The 17,041-nt window shown below is 71.0% G+C and carries 16 protein-coding genes and 1 riboswitch; of the genes, 6 read left to right on the top strand and 10 right to left on the bottom strand.

What is annotated here, in order from left to right:
• Positions 1–44 precede the first annotated feature (44 nt).
• Positions 45–2,429, top strand: a complete 2,385-nt coding sequence (locus tag OG410_RS04370) for a glycoside hydrolase family 65 protein (RefSeq protein WP_329297887.1) — start codon at positions 45–47, stop codon at positions 2,427–2,429.
• Positions 2,430–2,485: 56 nt separating this feature from the next.
• On the opposite strand, the gene OG410_RS04365 is transcribed toward OG410_RS04370, so the two are convergent.
• The 3 genes from OG410_RS04365 to OG410_RS04355 all read right to left on the bottom strand — a co-directional run bounded on the left by OG410_RS04365 (position 2,486) and on the right by OG410_RS04355 (position 4,783).
• Positions 2,486–3,190: a response regulator transcription factor gene (locus OG410_RS04365; protein ID WP_329297886.1), complete on the bottom strand. Its 705-nt coding sequence runs from the start codon at positions 3,188–3,190 to the stop codon at positions 2,486–2,488.
• Positions 3,191–3,354: 164 nt separating this feature from the next.
• Entirely contained in the window at positions 3,355–3,819 is a 465-nt protein-coding gene (locus OG410_RS04360) for a Crp/Fnr family transcriptional regulator (protein ID WP_326789680.1), read from the bottom strand.
• Between the two features lie 379 nt (positions 3,820–4,198).
• Positions 4,199–4,783, bottom strand: a complete 585-nt coding sequence (locus tag OG410_RS04355; RefSeq protein WP_326789681.1) for an Rv1733c family protein — start codon at positions 4,781–4,783, stop codon at positions 4,199–4,201.
• Between the two features lie 323 nt (positions 4,784–5,106).
• Here OG410_RS04355 and OG410_RS04350 point away from each other — a divergent pair, with 323 nt between their 5' ends.
• Positions 5,107–6,648 carry a hypothetical protein gene (locus OG410_RS04350; protein WP_329297885.1) on the top strand — a complete coding sequence of 514 codons (1,542 nt, stop codon included), beginning with the start codon at positions 5,107–5,109 and terminating at the stop codon, positions 6,646–6,648.
• A gap of 87 nt (positions 6,649–6,735) precedes the next feature.
• On the opposite strand, the gene gndA is transcribed toward OG410_RS04350, so the two are convergent.
• The 3 genes from gndA to OG410_RS04335 all read right to left on the bottom strand — a co-directional run bounded on the left by gndA (position 6,736) and on the right by OG410_RS04335 (position 10,881).
• On the bottom strand, positions 6,736–8,178 hold the full coding sequence (gndA, locus tag OG410_RS04345; protein WP_329297884.1) for an NADP-dependent phosphogluconate dehydrogenase: 1,443 nt from the start codon (positions 8,176–8,178) through the stop codon (positions 6,736–6,738).
• A gap of 439 nt (positions 8,179–8,617) precedes the next feature.
• Positions 8,618–9,415 (bottom strand): bifunctional hydroxymethylpyrimidine kinase/phosphomethylpyrimidine kinase, encoded by a 798-nt coding sequence (gene thiD, locus OG410_RS04340; RefSeq protein ID WP_329297883.1) that lies wholly within the window; start codon positions 9,413–9,415, stop codon positions 8,618–8,620.
• A gap of 65 nt (positions 9,416–9,480) precedes the next feature.
• On the bottom strand, positions 9,481–10,881 hold the full coding sequence (locus tag OG410_RS04335) for a purine-cytosine permease family protein (protein WP_329297882.1): 1,401 nt from the start codon (positions 10,879–10,881) through the stop codon (positions 9,481–9,483).
• Positions 10,873–10,967, bottom strand: a riboswitch (TPP riboswitch). (Overlaps the previous gene by 9 nt.)
• Positions 10,968–11,317: 350 nt before the next feature.
• Here OG410_RS04335 and OG410_RS04330 point away from each other — a divergent pair.
• The 3 genes from OG410_RS04330 (at position 11,318) to OG410_RS04320 (ending at position 14,401) form a co-directional block, all read left to right on the top strand.
• The gene (locus OG410_RS04330) at positions 11,318–12,151 is read left to right on the top strand and encodes an alpha/beta fold hydrolase (protein WP_329297881.1); all 834 of its coding nucleotides are present in this window, start codon (positions 11,318–11,320) and stop codon (positions 12,149–12,151) included.
• A 131-nt stretch (positions 12,152–12,282) separates the two neighbouring features.
• Positions 12,283–13,650 (top strand): PI-PLC domain-containing protein, encoded by a 1,368-nt coding sequence (locus OG410_RS04325; RefSeq protein ID WP_329297880.1) that lies wholly within the window; start codon positions 12,283–12,285, stop codon positions 13,648–13,650.
• A 148-nt stretch (positions 13,651–13,798) separates the two neighbouring features.
• Positions 13,799–14,401: a hypothetical protein gene (locus OG410_RS04320; protein WP_329297879.1), complete on the top strand. Its 603-nt coding sequence runs from the start codon at positions 13,799–13,801 to the stop codon at positions 14,399–14,401.
• 37 nt (positions 14,402–14,438) lie between these two features.
• Here OG410_RS04320 and OG410_RS04315 read toward each other — a convergent pair whose 3' ends face one another.
• Together OG410_RS04315 and OG410_RS04310 are read right to left on the bottom strand one after the other, a co-directional pair.
• Positions 14,439–15,059 (bottom strand): hypothetical protein, encoded by a 621-nt coding sequence (locus OG410_RS04315; protein WP_329297878.1) that lies wholly within the window; start codon positions 15,057–15,059, stop codon positions 14,439–14,441.
• Between the two features lie 118 nt (positions 15,060–15,177).
• The gene (locus tag OG410_RS04310) at positions 15,178–15,543 is read right to left on the bottom strand and encodes a hypothetical protein (protein WP_443063711.1); all 366 of its coding nucleotides are present in this window, start codon (positions 15,541–15,543) and stop codon (positions 15,178–15,180) included.
• A gap of 264 nt (positions 15,544–15,807) precedes the next feature.
• On the opposite strand from OG410_RS04310, the gene OG410_RS04305 reads away from it, so the two are divergent.
• A complete protein-coding gene (locus OG410_RS04305) occupies positions 15,808–16,302 on the top strand; it encodes a hypothetical protein (protein WP_329297876.1) in 495 nt (164 codons plus the stop codon).
• A gap of 56 nt (positions 16,303–16,358) precedes the next feature.
• Here the strand turns inward: OG410_RS04305 and OG410_RS04300 are convergent, their stop codons facing one another.
• Positions 16,359–16,580 carry a hypothetical protein gene (locus OG410_RS04300; protein ID WP_329297875.1) on the bottom strand — a complete coding sequence of 74 codons (222 nt, stop codon included), beginning with the start codon at positions 16,578–16,580 and terminating at the stop codon, positions 16,359–16,361.
• A complete protein-coding gene (locus OG410_RS04295; RefSeq protein ID WP_329297874.1) occupies positions 16,577–17,026 on the bottom strand; it encodes a hypothetical protein in 450 nt (149 codons plus the stop codon). The genes OG410_RS04300 and OG410_RS04295 overlap by 4 nt, the downstream gene beginning before the upstream one ends.
• Positions 17,027–17,041 lie beyond the last annotated feature (15 nt).

Below are 17,041 nucleotides of genomic sequence, written 5' to 3'. Positions count from 1 at the left end.
TGTGCCGCGAGGCCGGCGGGCCGCCCGTACCGGAGGATGAAGGCATGGACGACCTCACCTGGAACTACGAGGGCTACCACCCGGCGCAGGAACGTCTGCGCGAATCGCTGTGCACCCTCGGCAACGGGTACTTCGCGACCCGGGGCGCGGCCCCGGAGTGCTCCGCCGACTCCGTCCACTACCCGGCCACGTACGCGGCGGGCTGCTACAACCGTCTGACCTCACAGGTGGCCGGGCACCAGGTCGAGAACGAGGACATGGTCAACCTCCCCAACTGGCTGCCCCTGCGTGTGCGGACCGCCACCGGGACCTGGCTCACCCCCGACTCCCACCGGCTGCTCGACCACCGGCTGCGCCTCGACCTGGTCGCGGGCACCCTGGAACGCACCGTGCGCTACGAGGACGAGGAGGGCCGGCGCCTGGCCGTGCGGCAGCTGCGCCTGGTCCACATGGCCGATCCCCACCTCGCCCTGCTGCGCACGCAGGTGACGGCCGAGGGCTGGTCCGGACCTGTCGAGATCGAGTCGGCACTCGACGGGACGGTCACCAACAGCGGAGTCGAGCGCTATCGCTCCCTCGCCTCCCGCCACCTCACGGACGTCAGGACCGGCACCGGGAAACCGGACACGGTCTGGCTCCGCTGCCGCACCTCCGCCTCGGAGATCGGCATCGGACTGGCCGCCCGTACCGTCACGGACGCTCCCGCCGAGACGACGGACGCGCACACCCCGGGACGCGCCACCCAGACGCTCAGGATCGCGCTGGCCGACGGCCGGACGGTGACGGTGGACAAGACCGTGGCCCTGCACACCTCCCACGACACGGCGATCAAGGACCCGCTGGACGCGGCCGTCGACCGGGTCGGGCGGGCCGCGGACTTCGAGGGGCTGCTGGACACCCATCGCACCGCGTGGCAGGCACTGTGGCGCAAGGCCGAACTGGACGTGCCGGGCAGCGTGGGACCGATCCTGCGTCTGCACCAGTTCCACGTGCTCCAGACGCTCTCCCCGCACACCGCGGAGCTCGACGTCGGAGTCCCGGCGCGCGGGCTGCACGGCGAGGCCTACCGGGGGCACGTCTTCTGGGACGAACTGTTCGTGCTGCCGTACCTGAACCTCCATTTCCCCGAGGTCTCCCGCGCCCTGCTCACCTATCGTCACCGCCGTCTGGAGCGGGCCCGCCGGGCGGCCCAGGACGCCGGCCGCACCGGCGCGATGTACCCGTGGCAGAGCGGCAGCGACGGGCGGGAGGAGACCCAGCAACTGCACCTGAACCCGCGTTCCGGCCGCTGGCTGGCCGACCACTCGCACCTCCAGCACCACGTCGGGTCGGCGATCGCGTACAACGTGTGGCAGTACTGCGAGGCGAGCGGCGACACCGAGTTCCTGCACACCAAGGGCATCGAGATGCTCGTGCAGATCGCCCGCTTCTGGGCCGGCTTCGCCGAGTACGACGGCACCCTCGGCCGCTACCGGATCCGCGGTGTCGTCGGCCCCGACGAGTACCACGACGCCTACCCGGACTCCATCCGGCCCGGCCTCGACGACAACGCGTACACCAATGTGACGGCCGCCTGGGTGCTCGCCCGGACCCTCGACGTGCTGGGCGAGCTGCCCGAGCTGCTGCGCCGGGACCTCGTGGAGCGGACCGGCCTCGACCCCGCCGAACTCGACCTCTGGCACGACGTGTCGAGCGGACTGCACGTGCCCTTCCACTCCGGTGTCGTCAGCCAGTTCGAGGGGTACGGCGACCTCGCGGAGCTCGACTGGGAGGGCTACCGGGACCGGTACGGCGACATCCGGCGGCTCGACCGGATCCTGGAGGCCGAGGGCGACAGCGTCAACCGCTACCAGGCCTCGAAGCAGGCGGACGTGCTGATGCTGGGCTATCTCTTCGCGCCGGCCGAACTCGGCGCTCTGTTCCGCAGGCTCGGACACGAGGTCGACGACACCCTCTGGCGGCGCACCGTCGACCACTACCTGAGCCGCACGAGCCACGGTTCGACGCTGAGCAGTCTCGTGCACGGCTGGGTGCTGGGCCGGGCCCGGCGCGCCGAGGCCTGGACGTACATCCACGAGGCTCTGCGGGGCGACATCGCCGACCTTCAGGGCGGCACCACGGGGGAGGGCATCCACCTGGGCGCGATGGCGGGCACCCTCGATCTCGTCCAGCGCGGGCTGACCGGTCTCGAGACCCGCGGCGGAGCCCTGCGGTTCGACCCGGTCCCGCTGCCGGAGCTGTCCGAGTACGGTCTCGCGCTCCGCTACCGGGGGCATCGTGGTGTGCAGCTGCACCTGAGCGCGGGGAGGCTGATGGTGAGCGTGCCGGCGTCGGACGAGCCGCCGATCGACATCACCTTGGCGGACCGCACGGTCACGGTGGCGCCGGGTGAGTCCTGCACCCTCACGCTGCCGGAACGGCGACGATGACCGGGGACCGGGGACCGGGGTCGGGGACGGTGACCGGGGGCCGACCGGAGCGGGGCTCAGCGCGTGGAGTGGTGGCCGGCCGCTTCCGGGTGTTCGAGCTGGTTGGCCAGGACCGCGGCCTGGACGCGGCGCTGGACGCCGAGCTTGGCCAGCAGCCGGGAGATGTGGTTCTTCACCGTCTTCTCGGAGAGATAGAGCTCCTTGCCGATCTCGCGGTTCGTGAGCCCGCCCCCGATCAGCGCGAGGATGTCCCGCTCACGCGGCGAGAGGCCGGCGAGCTCGGGCGAGAGGGGCGGTTCCTCGGCCGGGTCCGTGCGCAGCTTGCGCATCAGCCGGGCGGTCGTCGTGGGGTCCAGCATCGACTGGCCGGACGCGACGGTGCGGACCGCGGAGACCAGGTCGGAACCCTTGATCTGCTTCAGTACGTAGCCCGCCGCCCCGGCCATGATCGCGTCGAGCAGCGCTTCCTCGTCGTCGAAGGACGTCAGCATCAGGCAGGACAGCTCGGGCATCTGGCTGCGCAGTTCCCGGCAGACGGTGATGCCGTCGCCGTCCGGCAGGCGTACGTCGAGAACGGCCACGTCGGGGCGCAGTGCGGGGCCGCGCAGCAGGGCGTGCTCCACGTTGCCCGCGTCGCCGACCACCGAGATGTCGGGCTCGGCGTCCAGCAGGTCCGTGAGACCGCGGCGCACCACCTCGTGGTCGTCCAGCAGGAAGACCCTGATCGGGTTCCGCTCGGAGAACGTACGCGCCTCGGCCATGACGACCCCTTATTCAGTAATGGACAGCAGACCGTGAGCCCGCTCAGGGTCGATCCTTGCGCTTCCGGCCCCGATGCACTAGGGCCGACCGGCCCCATTCGAGTCTGCACGGGATTCCCCGCCGAGGTCGACGGCAGGCTCACCGGTCCGCGCGACGCCGGTGGTCAGCGCGCGCTGCCGCTGCCGTAAGGGGCGTACAGGTCGAGCAGCCGGGTCCGGGCCGACTGGAGCCGGTGGCCGACGATCTCGCCCGCCCACTGGGCCACGGCCATTCCCAGCTCGGGGTCTTCGCGGCACAGTGCCCGGACGTCCTCGGCGTCGAACTCGTAGGCGCGCACCGGGCTCGTCGCCTCGGCGCCCAGATGCCAGGTGTGCGGGGCGAACAGCCAGGACCAACCGACGAGTTCGTTGTGACCGAGGATCTCGATGACGGCCGCACGGCGACCCGGGACCCGCATGTCGAGCGACACCGTCCCGGTCCGGATGATCCAGAACCTGTCCGCGTGACGGCCTTCCTCGAACAGCCGGGTGCCCTCGGGGAACGACACCTCGCGGGCCATGCGCAGCAGCCGTTCCTGCTGGTGGGCGGGCAGCGCCCGCAGCATGGTGGATGTGGTGGAAGTGTTCATGATCCTGCCTCTTCCTGGCGCCCGACCCTTCCGCCTCCAATCTCCACCCGCGGTCCGCCCGCCGCCATGGGCCGTCCGGCCCCCCTTCACGGGCCGCATGGCACCGGCCCGGGCCGGAGGCTTCCGCGGAAGGAGACTGCCGGTTCCGCGTGCCGTGCCGCGCGCCATCCACGCCTTGACCGTCCCGGACCCCGTCGCCGCCGAACGCCTCCCGGACGGCAACACCGTCCGGGAGGCGTGAAGTCCCGCACCGCAGAAATCCAGTACCGCAGAAGTCCCGTATCGCAGGAGTGCCTTACGGCGGAAGTGCCTTACGGCTTAGGCCGGTTGACTCCTGCCGGGGATCAGTGGCCCCGACCGTGGGGCTGGACGCACCGGGTCAGGGCGTCTTGTGCCCCCACTGCGGTCCGAGCCGCTCCCACTCGCGCTCCCACCGGCGGTAGCGCCGCTGGTCGAGCCGCCACCGGACGAGGCCGCCCACGCCGAAGACCAGGCCGCCCAGGGCCACGGCGGCGGCGACGCCCAGCAGGGTGGACTCGGTGGCCGCGGCGCTCGTGGTCGGCGGTGCCGTGGTGGGCCGGCCCTGCGGATCCGTCCAGATCACCACGTGCGATCCGGCCTTGTGCCCGGATTCCACCAGGGCGCTGCCGATGTGTGGCGACCCGTCCGGCGTCGTCCAGCGGACCGTCGCCCGGACATGGTCGAAGGACGAGCCCTCTCCGGCGGGTACCGCCCTTTCCGTACCGCTGACCAGTATGGCCGGGATGGCGTGCCGGTCGTGGCGCAGCCGCGTGAACGACTCGTCGGCGGCGTGGGCGGTCACCAGGCCGGCGAGGGTGCCGCCCAGCACCATCACCGTCCAGACGATCAGCACGATCCACGCCTCGAAGACGTCGTCACGGCGACGCAGCGGATTCCTCCGCCAGCGCCAGCACCACTGCCTCGCACCCTGTGCTCCGCGCATGGCACCGCACCTCCTCGTTACACCCCAACAGTGCAAGGGGATCGCGGCGCGCGCGAGCGGTGGCAGAGGCCGGTCGGTCCCGCGGCGAGGACCGGACGGCCCCTGCGCGAAGCATCTGCCCCGGTCAGGGCGGGTATCGCGAGATCGATTCGTGTACTGAAGGAGCCGTTGACAAGGAAATTTCCACCTTGGGCGCCGATGAACAGCGGGGCACCGAGCGAGGCGTGCGCACGCGTGGGCCGGCACCGGGGACCTTTCGCCCGGTGACCTCCGCGCCGGAAAAACCCCGGCCGATCCTCCACGGCCCGAGGCAGGATGCCCCTGTGAACCATGTCCTGAGCGGTCTCGCCGCCAACCCGGCCCTGCCGTCCGAACTGGTCGACCGGCTGATCGCGGTCGCGGACACCGACCTCGCCATCGACCTCGCGGGCCGGGAGGACCTCAGCCACGCGCAGGCGGTCGCCCTCTTCGCGCGCGACGAGCGGAGTGGCGTACGGCTCGCCCGCGAAGGCAGGCTGACAGCCGCCGACGTCGATCCCGTGGCGCGGCCGGACACCGCCCTCGCCCTGCTCGACGAGGGATCCGGCAGCCCGGAGTGGGCGCGACTGTTCGCGGCGGACCCGGTGGCGGAGCGCCGGGAGAAGCTGGCCGGCTGCCCCGGCCTCCCCGCCGACGTGGTGGAGACGCTCGCCGCGGACCCGGATCCGGACGTCGTCGCGGAGCTCGCTCTGTGGACCGCACCGGAAACGGCCGCCGCGCTCGCGGAGCATCCCCATACCGAGGTGCGCCGCGCCGTGGCGGCCAACGAGGCGACGCCCGCGCACATACTGGCCGCGCTCGTCACCGGCGAGGGACTGCCTCTCGCGCGACACTGCCGGGTCTGCGACCGCGAGGCGACCCCCTTCACCCACGATCCGGAATGCCCCCGGCCGGACTGTGATCTACTGCCGGGGGCCTCCTGCGACGGCTCCCACGAGTCCACGGTCCACGACATCCAGGTCGCCGCACTCCGCAACCCCGCGACACCCACCGAAGCGGTCGTCGTTTTCGCGGATCATCCCTCGATGATGTTGCGCTGGATGCTCGCGGCCCGTCCGGACCTGCCCCCGCAGGTGTGCGCACGGCTTGCCGCGGACCCCGTTCCCGGTGTCCGCGCCGACCTCGCCGAGAACCCCGCGACCGGCGAGGACGTGATCCGCGTACTGGCGGGGGACCCTCATGTCCAGGTGCGCCGGGGCCTCGCACAGCATCCCCGTGTCCCGCTCGACGTGCTCACCGAACTGGCCCGCACCGCCAAGGTCGGCGCCACCCTGCTCCCCCGGATCGCCGCCGCGACTCCCGCCGAGATCAAGGAGCTGGCCCGGTCGCCGGACCCGGCGGCACGCATGCTGGCGGCCCAACGCCGTGATCTGCCGCCGCAGATACGTGACGCGCTGGCAAGTGACCCCGATGCGAAGGTGGTCAAGTCCGTCGCGCCGCACCCCGGCCTCACCGAAGCCCGGTTGCTGGCCATGGTCGACCGGCACGGATCCCGGGTCCACGCCAAGGTCGCGGTCAACCCTGGAGCGAGCGCGGCACTGTTGGAACACCTGGCCCGGCAGGCACCACCCGGGCAGAAGGTGTTCCGGGAGATCGCCCGGCACCCGAACGCGACCGCCCCGGTCCTGCTCTCCTGCCTCGCGGACGACCGGGCGAGACCCGTGGCCGCCGCTCACCCGGCACTCCCGCCGCGGGTGATCGTGGAACTGCTCGCCGACCCCGACCGGCAGGTGGCGGAAGCGGCGGCCGGCAACCCGTCGCTGCCGGCCGCGGTGATGACGCACCTCGTGACGGGGATCGACGAGCCCATCACGAACGGTGGTTGAGACGCCCGGCCGTCAGCGAGGGGCGGGCCGTACTTCCGTCACCACGGAAGTACGGCCCGCCCCTCGCTCATTCATCGACCGACAGCGTCACAGGACCTCGGTCTCGCTGCGGGACGCCTCGCCCCACAGCGTGTGGAAGCTGCCCTGGCGGTCGGTGCGCCGGTAGGTGTGGGCACCGAAGAAGTCGCGCTGGCCCTGGGTCAGGGCGGCCGGCAGCCGGTCGGCGCGCAGCGTGTCGTAGTAGGACAGCGCCGCGGAGAACGCGGGCACCGGAACGCCTCTGCGGGTGGCCGTGGAGACGACCTCGCGCCACGGGACCTGGGCGTCCTTGATCTCGGTGGCGAACCCCGCGTCCGACAGCAGGCTGACCAGGCCCGGATCGACGGCGTACGCGGCGCGGATCCGGTCGAGGAACGCCGCGCGGACGATGCAGCCACCGCGCCAGATCTTCGCGACCTCACCGAGGTCGATGTCCCAGCCGTACTCGGCGGCGGCGTCCAGGATCATCTTCCAGCCCTGGTCGTAGGCGATCAGCTTCGATGCGTACAGGGCGTGTTCGACCTGGCTGGTGAACCGCTCGGCCTCCGTCGCCGACAGGTCCCAGTGGGTGCCGCCGGGCAGGCCCCGGTAGGCGGCGCGCAGTTCGCCCTGGCTGGAGGCGGCGCGGGCGAAGGTCGCCTGCGCGATGGCGGTGACCGGGGAGCCGAGGTCCAGGGCGGTCTGCACGGTCCAGCGGCCGGTGCCCTTCTGCCCGGCGGCGTCGACCACGACGTCCACGAACGGCTCGCCGGTGGCGGCGTCCGTGTGCGCGAGGACCTCGGCGGTGATCTCGATGAGGTACGAGTCGAGGCGGCCCTTGTTCCAGCGCCGGAAGATCTCCGCGATCTGCTGCGGCGTGTAGCCGCCGACGCGCCGGAGGAGGTCGTAGGCCTCGCCGATGAGCTGCATGTCGGCGTACTCGATGCCGTTGTGCACCATCTTGACGAAGTGTCCGGCGCCGTCGGTGCCGATGTGCGTGGCGCACGGCTCGCCGTCCACCTTGGCACTGATCGACTCGAACATCGGGCCCAGCGAGGCGTACGACTCGGGGGAGCCGCCCGGCATGATGCTCGGCCCGTTGAGGGCGCCCTCCTCGCCGCCGGACACGCCCGCGCCGACGAAGTGGATGCCGCGTTCGCGCAGCGACTGCTCACGACGACGGGTGTCGCTGAAGTGGGCGTTGCCCCCGTCGATGATCACGTCGCCGTCTTCGAGCAGCGGGGCGAATTCCTCGATGACGGCGTCAGTGGCGGCACCCGCCTGCACCATGATCATGAGGCGTCGGGGGCGTTCCAGCGCCGCCACGAAGTCCTCGGCCGACTCGGCCGCGACGAAGGAGCCCTCGTGCCCGAACTCCTCGACCAGTGCCTTGGTGCGTGCGGGGGTGCGGTTGTGGACGGCGACGGTGTAGCCGTTCCGGGCGAAGTTGCGGGCCAGGTTGCGGCCCATCACCGCGAGCCCTGTGACGCCGATCTGCGCGGTCGCCTTCATGGTGTGCTCCTTGGATCCGGATCTGCCTGTCCGCGTACCTGACGGGCGAGCAGACGACTGTCGCTGTGCCGATCAGTACGCCGGGAGGGGCCGAGGTGTTCACCGTCCGAGGCAGGAGGTGTGCCGGACCGTGGGACGGGCCTTCGGACGCCGGACGGACCCGGACGCCCGGGAGCCTCGCGCCGAGGTGCGGAGCCGTTGGCCGGCCGGGGTGTGGGCTCCGGGCGGGCGGTGGCCGACGGAGGGGCCGGCCGTGCCCGAATGAGGGTCGCGGCCGGGGAATCGGGCAGTCGTGCCGGGATCGCGGGCGCTGGCCGGGCGGGATTCCGTGGTGCCGGAACGGCGGGCGAACCCCGGGCGGGATCGGCTGTACCGGAACGGCGGGCGTCCGCCGGGCGGGGTCAGCCGTGCCCGAACGCCGGGCGAACGCCGGGCGGCGTCAGTCGGTGCGGCGCAGCCGCCACCCGTGGTCCACCGGTCCGATACCGGCACCGAGCGCGAAACCGGCCTCGATCGCGGCCGTCACGTACGTCTTGGCCCGTCGTACGGCCTCCGGCACCGAAAGGCCCTCGGCCAGGCCCACCGCGATGGCCGAGGCGAGCGTGCACCCCGTGCCGTGCGTGTGCCGGTTGTCGTGGCGGGGCGCGCGCAGCCAGTGCTCGGATGTTCCGTCGGTGAGCAAGTCGACTGCCTGGCCCGGCAGATGGCCCCCCTTCACGAGCACCCAACGGGGACCGAACGCGAGCAGCAGCCCCGCGGCCCGGCGCATGCCCGTCTCGTCGTCCACCTTCACCCCGGTGAGCTGGGCGACCTCGTCGAGATTCGGGGTGGCCACGGTCGCCCGCGGCAGCAACCGGGTCCGTACGGCGTCCAGCGCGTCGTCGGCCAGCAGCCGGTCCCCGTGCTTGGAGACGCTCACCGGGTCCACGACGACCGGGACGCCCACGTCGGACAGCAACTCGGCGACCGTGGTGACGAGGCCGGGTGACGAGAGCATCCCCGTCTTCACGGCCTGCACGCCGATGTCGTCGACCACACTGCGGTACTGGGCGCGTACCGCCTCCTCGGGCAGCTCCCAAGCCCCCTGCACACCCACGGAGTTCTGCGCGGTCACAGCGGTGAGCACGCTCATCCCGTGGGCGCCCAGCGCGAGCATGGTCTTCAAGTCGGCCTGGACTCCTGCGCCTCCGCCGGAATCGGAGCCGGCGATCGTCAGGACGCGGGGCGGGGCGGTCATGAGGTGTTCCTCTCGGATACGGCCGCGGGCCCGAAGCCCTGGACCGGCGGAGCGACGGGCAGCCCTCAGACGCGGCGGCGCAGCCGCAGCGGGGCGTAGAGGGCGAGGGCGACGAGGAACGCCACGTAGTAGGAGAGATCGGCGCCGTGCAGCGCGTCGGCCACCGGACCGACGTACAGGCTCGTGTCCATGAACGGCACCGCCGCGCCGAACGCCGCGACGAAGGCCACCAGCGACGGCCATCCGGAACGCGGACGGGACATCTCGACGGCGACGTCGACCGGGGCGTCCCCACGCTCCCGCCCCCGGGCGATCCAGTCCACGACGACGATCGCGACGAACCCGGGGATCCAACAGCCCACGAACAACAGCACGTTCTGGAAGCGGGCCGTCGTGTCGGCGGCGTGCATCCACAGCACCAGCGGGAAGCCGAGCGCGGCGGCCAGGGCGGCCGCCAACGGGCGCGGCATCCGCACACCCAGGGTCTGGAGGGCCAGCGAACCGCTGTAGTCGTTCATCGCGTTGCTGCACACCGCGGCGAGTGCCACGGCCAGCAGCCCGAACGCTCCCGCGGAGCCACCGCCCAGCAGCGAGTCCACGCCCGCCGCCGTCTGGTCGGTCAGCACCGACGCGCCCCACAGTCCGAGGACCTGCACGGCGACGAAGGACGCGACGAGCCCGATCAGGGTGCACCAGAACATCCGCGGCCGGGACGTCGAACGCGGCAGATAGCGGCTGAAGTCACCGGCGTACGGCGCCCAGGAGAGCGACAGGCTCAGCGCGATGGTGCTGGTGAGCACGAACGCGCCCGCCCGGTCGGCGCCGGACGCGGCCCCGGTCGTCGCGGGGTGGACCCCGTCGAGCATCCGCCAGGCGATCACCGCGAAGGCCACGGCGAGCACGAACGTCATGACGATCTGCAGGCGGTGGATGGCTTCGTAGCCGAGGACGCCGAGGGCCCCCTGAGCGGCCATCATGACCAGTACGCCGAGCCAGAACGGCCAGCCGCACAGCCGCGCCAGCGCATCCCCGCCGAACAGGCCGATCAACGCGTCCCAGGCGACCGAGGACAGCCACTGGAGCATCCCGGGCAGCACCACCGCCCGGCCGAACGCGAGCCGTGCGAGCGGGAGTTGGCCGGTGCCGGTGAGCCCGCCCCAGGTGCTGAGGTAGGCGGTGGGCAGGGCGCCGATCACGGTTCCGAGGACGACCGCGGCGAGCGCGGTGCCGAAGTCCAGGCCCAGCGCGATCCCGATGGTGCCGGTGAACACGCCCGTCATCGTCAGGTTCGGGGCGAACCACACGGTGAACAGGCGCCCGGCCCCGCCGTACCGGTTGCTCTCGGGAACCGGCTCGATGCCGTGCCCCTCCACCCGCAGGTCGCCGGGTGCGGTGGGCATCCGTCCGTCGAAGACGGCGGGCCGGCTGTCGGCGGGCAGCCCGCCGGGAACATGCGCCAATGGCATGGAAGACATCCCTCCGCCAGTATGAACTGGTTCAGGTTCGACGGGTGTGATCTCAGCCCTCGGACGGGGCACCCCGTGTCCGGTACGACGGACACACTAACCGCTCCCGAGGACCGAGCGGGAGTGGGTCCCCCGGGCAGAAGCCGTGCTCAGCTCCTGTGTACGGGCGGGCGGCGCCACCGCCGGACCCGGGCCGGACCGTCCGGGAGCCCTCCGGGGCCCGTGATCCCAGGTCCCCTTCGGAAGCGTCGCCTCATGGGCTCACTAGCCCGGGCCGGCGTCCGCCCGCGCACGCTCCGGTTCATTCGAACGGCGCGAGCGGGCCCGTTCGCAGCGCGGCGCGTGCCGCCCCTCGGTACTGTCGGAAGTGATCGCCGCTCGCTCTCCGCTCCCGGGTTCCCGGACCCGGTGGCCGGGCGGAAGGAGGCAGGGTGCCGTGACCGTGATCTCCCTGAAGTCCGCGCAGGTGCGGGAAGGTCTCGCTCTCCCGTACGCCGAAGCCGGCTACCCCAGTGGTACGCCGGTCGTCTTCGTACACGGTCTGGCCGACTCCTGGTGGTCCTTCGAACCGCTCCTGAGGCGCCTTCCCGCGTCCCTGCACGGATACGCGCCCACGCAGCGCGGGCACGGCGATGCCGGCCGGCCCCCGGAGGGCTACGCTCCGGACGATTTCGCCGCCGACCTGGTGGACTTCCTGAACGCGGTCGACATCCCCCGGGCCGTCCTGGTCGGGGCGTCCAGCGGCGGCGTACCGGCCCGGATCGTCGCCGGCAGCCATCCCGACCGCATCGCGGGCCTGGTCCTGCTCGGTGTCCCCGGCGCCCTCGCGGACAAGCCGGCGGTGACCAGGATGGTCGGCGCCATGGAGGATCTGGCCGATCCCGTGCCCCGCGCGTTCGTCGAGGACTTCCTGGCCGGCACGGCGACCCGCCCGATCGCCCGGGGGTTCGTCGAGACCATGGTGGAGGAGAATCTCAAGCTCCCCGCGTACGTCTGGAAGGACACGGCCCGCGGTCTCCTCGACGCCGATCTCCCCGCGACCCTCGCCGGCATCCTGGTGCCCACACTCGTCATCTGGGGTGAACAGGACGAGTTCCTGCCCCGAGAGGACCAGCAGACCATCCTGGACGCGGTGCACGGCGCGGAATTCCTCGCCTACCCGGAGACCGGCCACTGCCTCCACTGGGAACAGCCCGAACGCGTGGTCGCCGACATCGCCGCGTTCGTCACGCGGATCGAGCACCCCGGCACGCGAGCCGGCGGCCGCTGACCTCACCCGGCGGGTGTGCGGCAAGCCGTCGGCCCGGGGCCACGCCCACTGACGCGATCCGTACCGCCGTCGCCCGCCCCTGTGTCGCTGCATGGCATGCTCATGCTCCCCACAGGAAGGGATCACGTGCCATGAGACCGAGCCGACGCTCCCTGCTCGCCGCCACCGCTGTACTGGGCTCCGTTTTCGCCGTCCCCGCGCCCGCCGGCGCCGCCGAAGTCCCCGTCGCGGGCACCTACTTCGTCCAGAGCGCCATCACGGGACTGAACGCGGCCGACAGCGCGGGCGCGGTCGTCCAGCACAACCCCAAGGGAAACGAGGACCGCCAGCAGTGGACCCTGCGCCAGAGCGGTTCCTCCTCCGTGCTCGAAAGCACTGACAGCGCGGGCAGTTGCCTGGGCCGCTCGGGAGACCAGGCCCGGACCGTCGCCTGTACGAGCGCCGACGCCGCCTGGGAGGTGACACCGGGCGGAGCCGACCGATACACACTCAAAGCCCCGGGATCCGAACGGTACTTGACGGTCACCGACAAGTCCGCGGGCTCCAACTATCCGGCCCAGCTGGCGATCGGCTCACCGGGCGCTCTCGCGTCCTGGTACCTCACCCCGGCCGCGCCCGCGGCCCGGCCGATGCCACCGCAGGACCAACGCACCCTGGACCAGGTCACGTTCCTCACCGCGCACAACGCCTACGCGAACGGCGTGGACGGCGGATTCGCCCCGCCCTTCGTCAACCTCGTGCCGAATCAGAAGCGCGGTATCAACCAGCAACTGGCCGACGGTGTACGGGGCTTCATGCTCGACCTGCACCAGACTCCCGACGGCGCGATCCTGTGTCACAACAGCTGCACCCTCGTCAGCAGGCCGGTCGCGCTCTGGGTCGACCTCCAGCGCATGGTCGACTTCCTCGAACAGCACCCCGACCAGGTCGTCACCGTGTTCCTGGAGGACTACGTCGATCCGGGCGTCCTGCGCTCCGAACTCGCCCGCGTGAACGGCCTGTCCGACGTCCTCTACCGTCCCGACCTGACCGGCGTGCGCGAGAACGGCTGGCCGAAGCTCGCGGATCTCACCGCGGCGGGACACCGCCTGCTCATCTTCACCGACCACAGCCGTTCATCGGACGAGTCCGCCGGACTGACCCGGGACAGCTTCGGCGTCATGTACCAGCGCGAGTGGACCGTCGAGAACTACTGGTCCATGGGCTCGGGCCTCGGCTCCTCGGACTGGTCCTGCTACAGCCGCTGGTACGACGCGGGCACGAACGTACCGCTCACCCGTACCGAGAACGGCTTCCGCCCGCTCTTCGTCATGAACCACTTCCGTGACGCCGCGATCTCCGGGACCGCCGGGACGGACAACACCAAACTCGCCGACCGGGCCCGCCGCTTCTGCGAGCCGGCCGCCCGAAAGAAGCCCAACTACCTCGCGGTCGACCGCTACGACCTGGGCGATCCCGGCTCCGCGGTGAACACGCTGAACACGTACGTGTATCCGTAGCCGGACGCGACCCGCGAGCCTCGCCGAGGTCACCCCGAGGGGAGGGGGCCAGGCGAGGCTCGCCGGGCGTGACAAAGGCGCCCGACGGCGTATGTCAGTGCGGTGCGGCAGGATCCACCCAAAGACGTGGGAGGGGATCACCATGGGCATGGGCTACAAGACATCCTGGCTCGCCGTGCCCGGCGCCGGCAGCCGGGCGGTCGCCGACGCGCTCGGTTTGGTCGGGCGAGTGCCGATGGACTGGGACTCAGGGACCGAAGCGGCGTACAAACGGGGCGTCTTCGTGGCGTCCCCCGTGGAGGGGTGGACGCTGGCCCACGGCCGGATCCACCTCGACAACGGACGCGACGGCGACGGTCCGGCCATGCTGGACTGGCTCGGAGCGCTCGGCCGGCGCCTCGGCGACCTTCAGTACTTCAGCACGGATCGCATCGGTGAGTATCACGCCTGGGCGAGAGTGGAGGCCGGCCGAGTAGTCCGGGCCTATTGCTACAACGGCTGCACCGGTGATGTGCCCCTGCGGTTCGGCGAGCCCACCGAGATCGAGCGCCGACTCGGCGTCGGGGAGAGGGGGCTGGAGGAAGGCCGACAGAACTGGAGCGATGAGGAATGGGACGACTGGCATGCCGCCATGCCCAATGAACAGCACGTCATGGCCATCGCCCGGAACTGGGGAATCCTCCCTCTGGAGATCCCGGACGGGGCCCCCGTGGACGACGGCATCTACGGATTTCCGCCGGGCGTCGAATGACGCCGACGCACCCGCCGACGAGCATGTCACGCCTCGTTCAGTGCTCGCGGAGACCGCATTCGGCAGGGTGGAGAGTGCAGCCCGGAAGAAACTCGGAGGGTGCTGCCCTGAAGTGGACGGCGGCGGCGCCCGAAGCGTCCGCGGTCAAGGCGTCGATCCACACGTTCGAAGCAGACAACACCGCTGCGGGTGTGTGCACTTCAGCCTCGGTCGGCGTGGCGAAGGGCGCGCCGTCGAGGAAGGCGAGGGCAGTCTGACTGCCGTCGGGTCGGCACTCCGCCTCCTCGATGGTCAGTCGCCAGTGCTGCTCTGCCTCGCTCACGAGCCGCTTGCCGCTGCGCCCGTGGGCGAGAAGGAGGTCACGGCGGCCGCGGATGTGCTGTGCCATGGCACAGCAGAGGGGGATGTCGGCGCCGTGATCGGTATCCACGCGGTTGTGGTCGGCGGGTGGCAGGAAGCCCAGCGCGTCGGACAGCAGCCCGACCGCCGCGTCCTTGATACGTGGACGCCGACCGTTCGCGACGAGGTCCAGCAGGATCGGGGTGGCCGCGTAGGCCGCCGGGAACACCATGGCGGCGTGGCCACAGACGAAGCCGCGACCGGCTAGGCTTGCCGCCGCGTCCCCCGTCTCGTTGGCCGTGGTGGACACCGTCAGCATCCGGAGTGCGTGAGCGACGCCCTCCGGATCGTCCCAGTGATCTCCTGTCGGATTGGGTATGGCCGACCAGTCGACGTCATCGATGGCGTTCAGGGAGCCTCCTTGTCCCGCGGGACGTTCATTGCCAGGCTCCGTGGACCCGTTCGATCTCACCGAGGTACTGCGCCAGATGGAAGCGAGCCTCCTCGACGACCCCGTGTTCGCGGCCCGGGAACATCAGATCGGACCAGACGACCGTCTCGCCCTGGAGCCGCACGGTGATGGTGAGTCCGCAGGGGTCCGCATCGGCTCGGCCATGGTCCGCCACCTTCACATCGCGAGGCGCATCCGACGGGTAGAGGGGTCCGCCCGGGCGAAGGAGCTGCCGGGGGTGCAGGCCAAGCGCGTTGCCGTCGCTGCGCGTCACCAGGTCGAGCCCATCGACAAAGAGGTAAGTGTGCACATCGGCGCACGCCGGCGGCCCGGGACACGTGTTGACCAGCAAGGTACTCACCAGGGCGTCACCCCGCCGACCGGACATCCCGCCCCGAAGCCCACCCGGCGCCCTACGCGGCATCGGCCTCTTGTGACGTCATGGGCCGATCATAGCGAGAGCACGGCCGCGCTTCGGAAGACCGGTTGTGCGGACGGACTTGTGCCCCTGTCCACCGCTCCAGGCGGCACGGACCGGGAAGCCATGGCTTGTCGGTATCGGGTCGAGACATTCGCCGGGGTATCGCCGCGCCCCTTCCCTCGTACACTCCACAGGATGAAGTGGGTGCGTTCAACCGGCGTCATCGCTCTCGCGCTCCTGCTGAGTGGTTGCGGCGCGGAGTTCAATCCGCTGTTCGTCGAGAGCGGGAGTTCCGGTCCGGTGATCGGCTGGCGCGAGTGCCCGGGCGCCAAGTACGACGGCATCACCGAGGTCGGCCTGTACCGGTGGGATCACGACGGCACTGCTGATGATCCGGGCCAACTGCTGTGGCACATCAAGGCTTCCCACGGGATCCCGTTGCACCGAATCCGCCTCGGGAGCTCCCCGCAAGGCTTCACGACGCGGCTCCCCCTGTCCGTCGAGCTGGACCCCACATCCACGTACGCGCTGCGCACCAACATGACCTCGGACGATCTCGTCTCGGGATTCCTCACCTTCCGGCCCCGCCAACTCGACACCGGGCGCGTGGTCTTCAGCGACGGCGAGGAAGCATCACGAAAGGCGTACGAGGATCGGGACAACGAGGACTTCGGCTGCTTCGCCGACTGAAGGTGACGTAGCAGGGGTGGCGTAGCTGCTCGACTTCGCCCGGCCCCCCACTTCATTTATTCATCATCCGAATCCTCGAGGCCGAGATGGTCCGGCGTTTCGAGGAGTGCCGCCTGTCTCCGGCCGTCCGGCTCCCGGTCGGCCACCTCGCGGATGACCTGCGCAAGTCTGAGCCGATCATCGGGGGAGAGTGCGTTGAGCTTGGACACGACATCTTCGAACCACGGTACGCAGACGTCCGGATCGACGTCTTCGCCGTCGGCCACTGTCGACGTCATCGAGGAACGGCGGTCTTCGCACGCCCTCGTTCGCCGCCTCCTCGTCGTACCCACTGCCTCAGCTTCTTGAGGGCGCGTTCCTTGTGGATCCGGGTCGTCGAGAATTCACCCGTGCTCGTCATGAAAGCGGTCAGAGGTGTCCATCGCTCGCGCCCGTTGCGAGCTGTCCACCTCACGGCCGGAAAGTCCGTGACTTCCTTGATGTGGTCTCGGTCGATGACCCGTGTGCGCGAGTAGCCGCGAATCGTGATCCGCGAGTGGTCGTACGTCACGCCGAGCCGATATCCACGGACTGCCAGAGCGGCGAACCCGAGCACGGCCAGAATCGCCACGAGCCGTGGCATCGAGTCGTCGGCTTGTACCGCGTACGCGGTGGCGGCAACCGCAGGGACTACCGCGAGGCCGCTGTTGCCCAGACGGTTACGGGTCGACAGCGAATGCTCCATGGCGTTCCTCAGGTG

The sequence above is a fragment of the Streptomyces sp. NBC_00659 genome (genome assembly GCF_036226925.1).
Lineage (GTDB): Bacteria > Actinomycetota > Actinomycetes > Streptomycetales > Streptomycetaceae > Streptomyces.
Note: the sequence above shows the minus strand (reverse complement) of the source record. Positions and strands in the feature narration are given on the sequence as shown.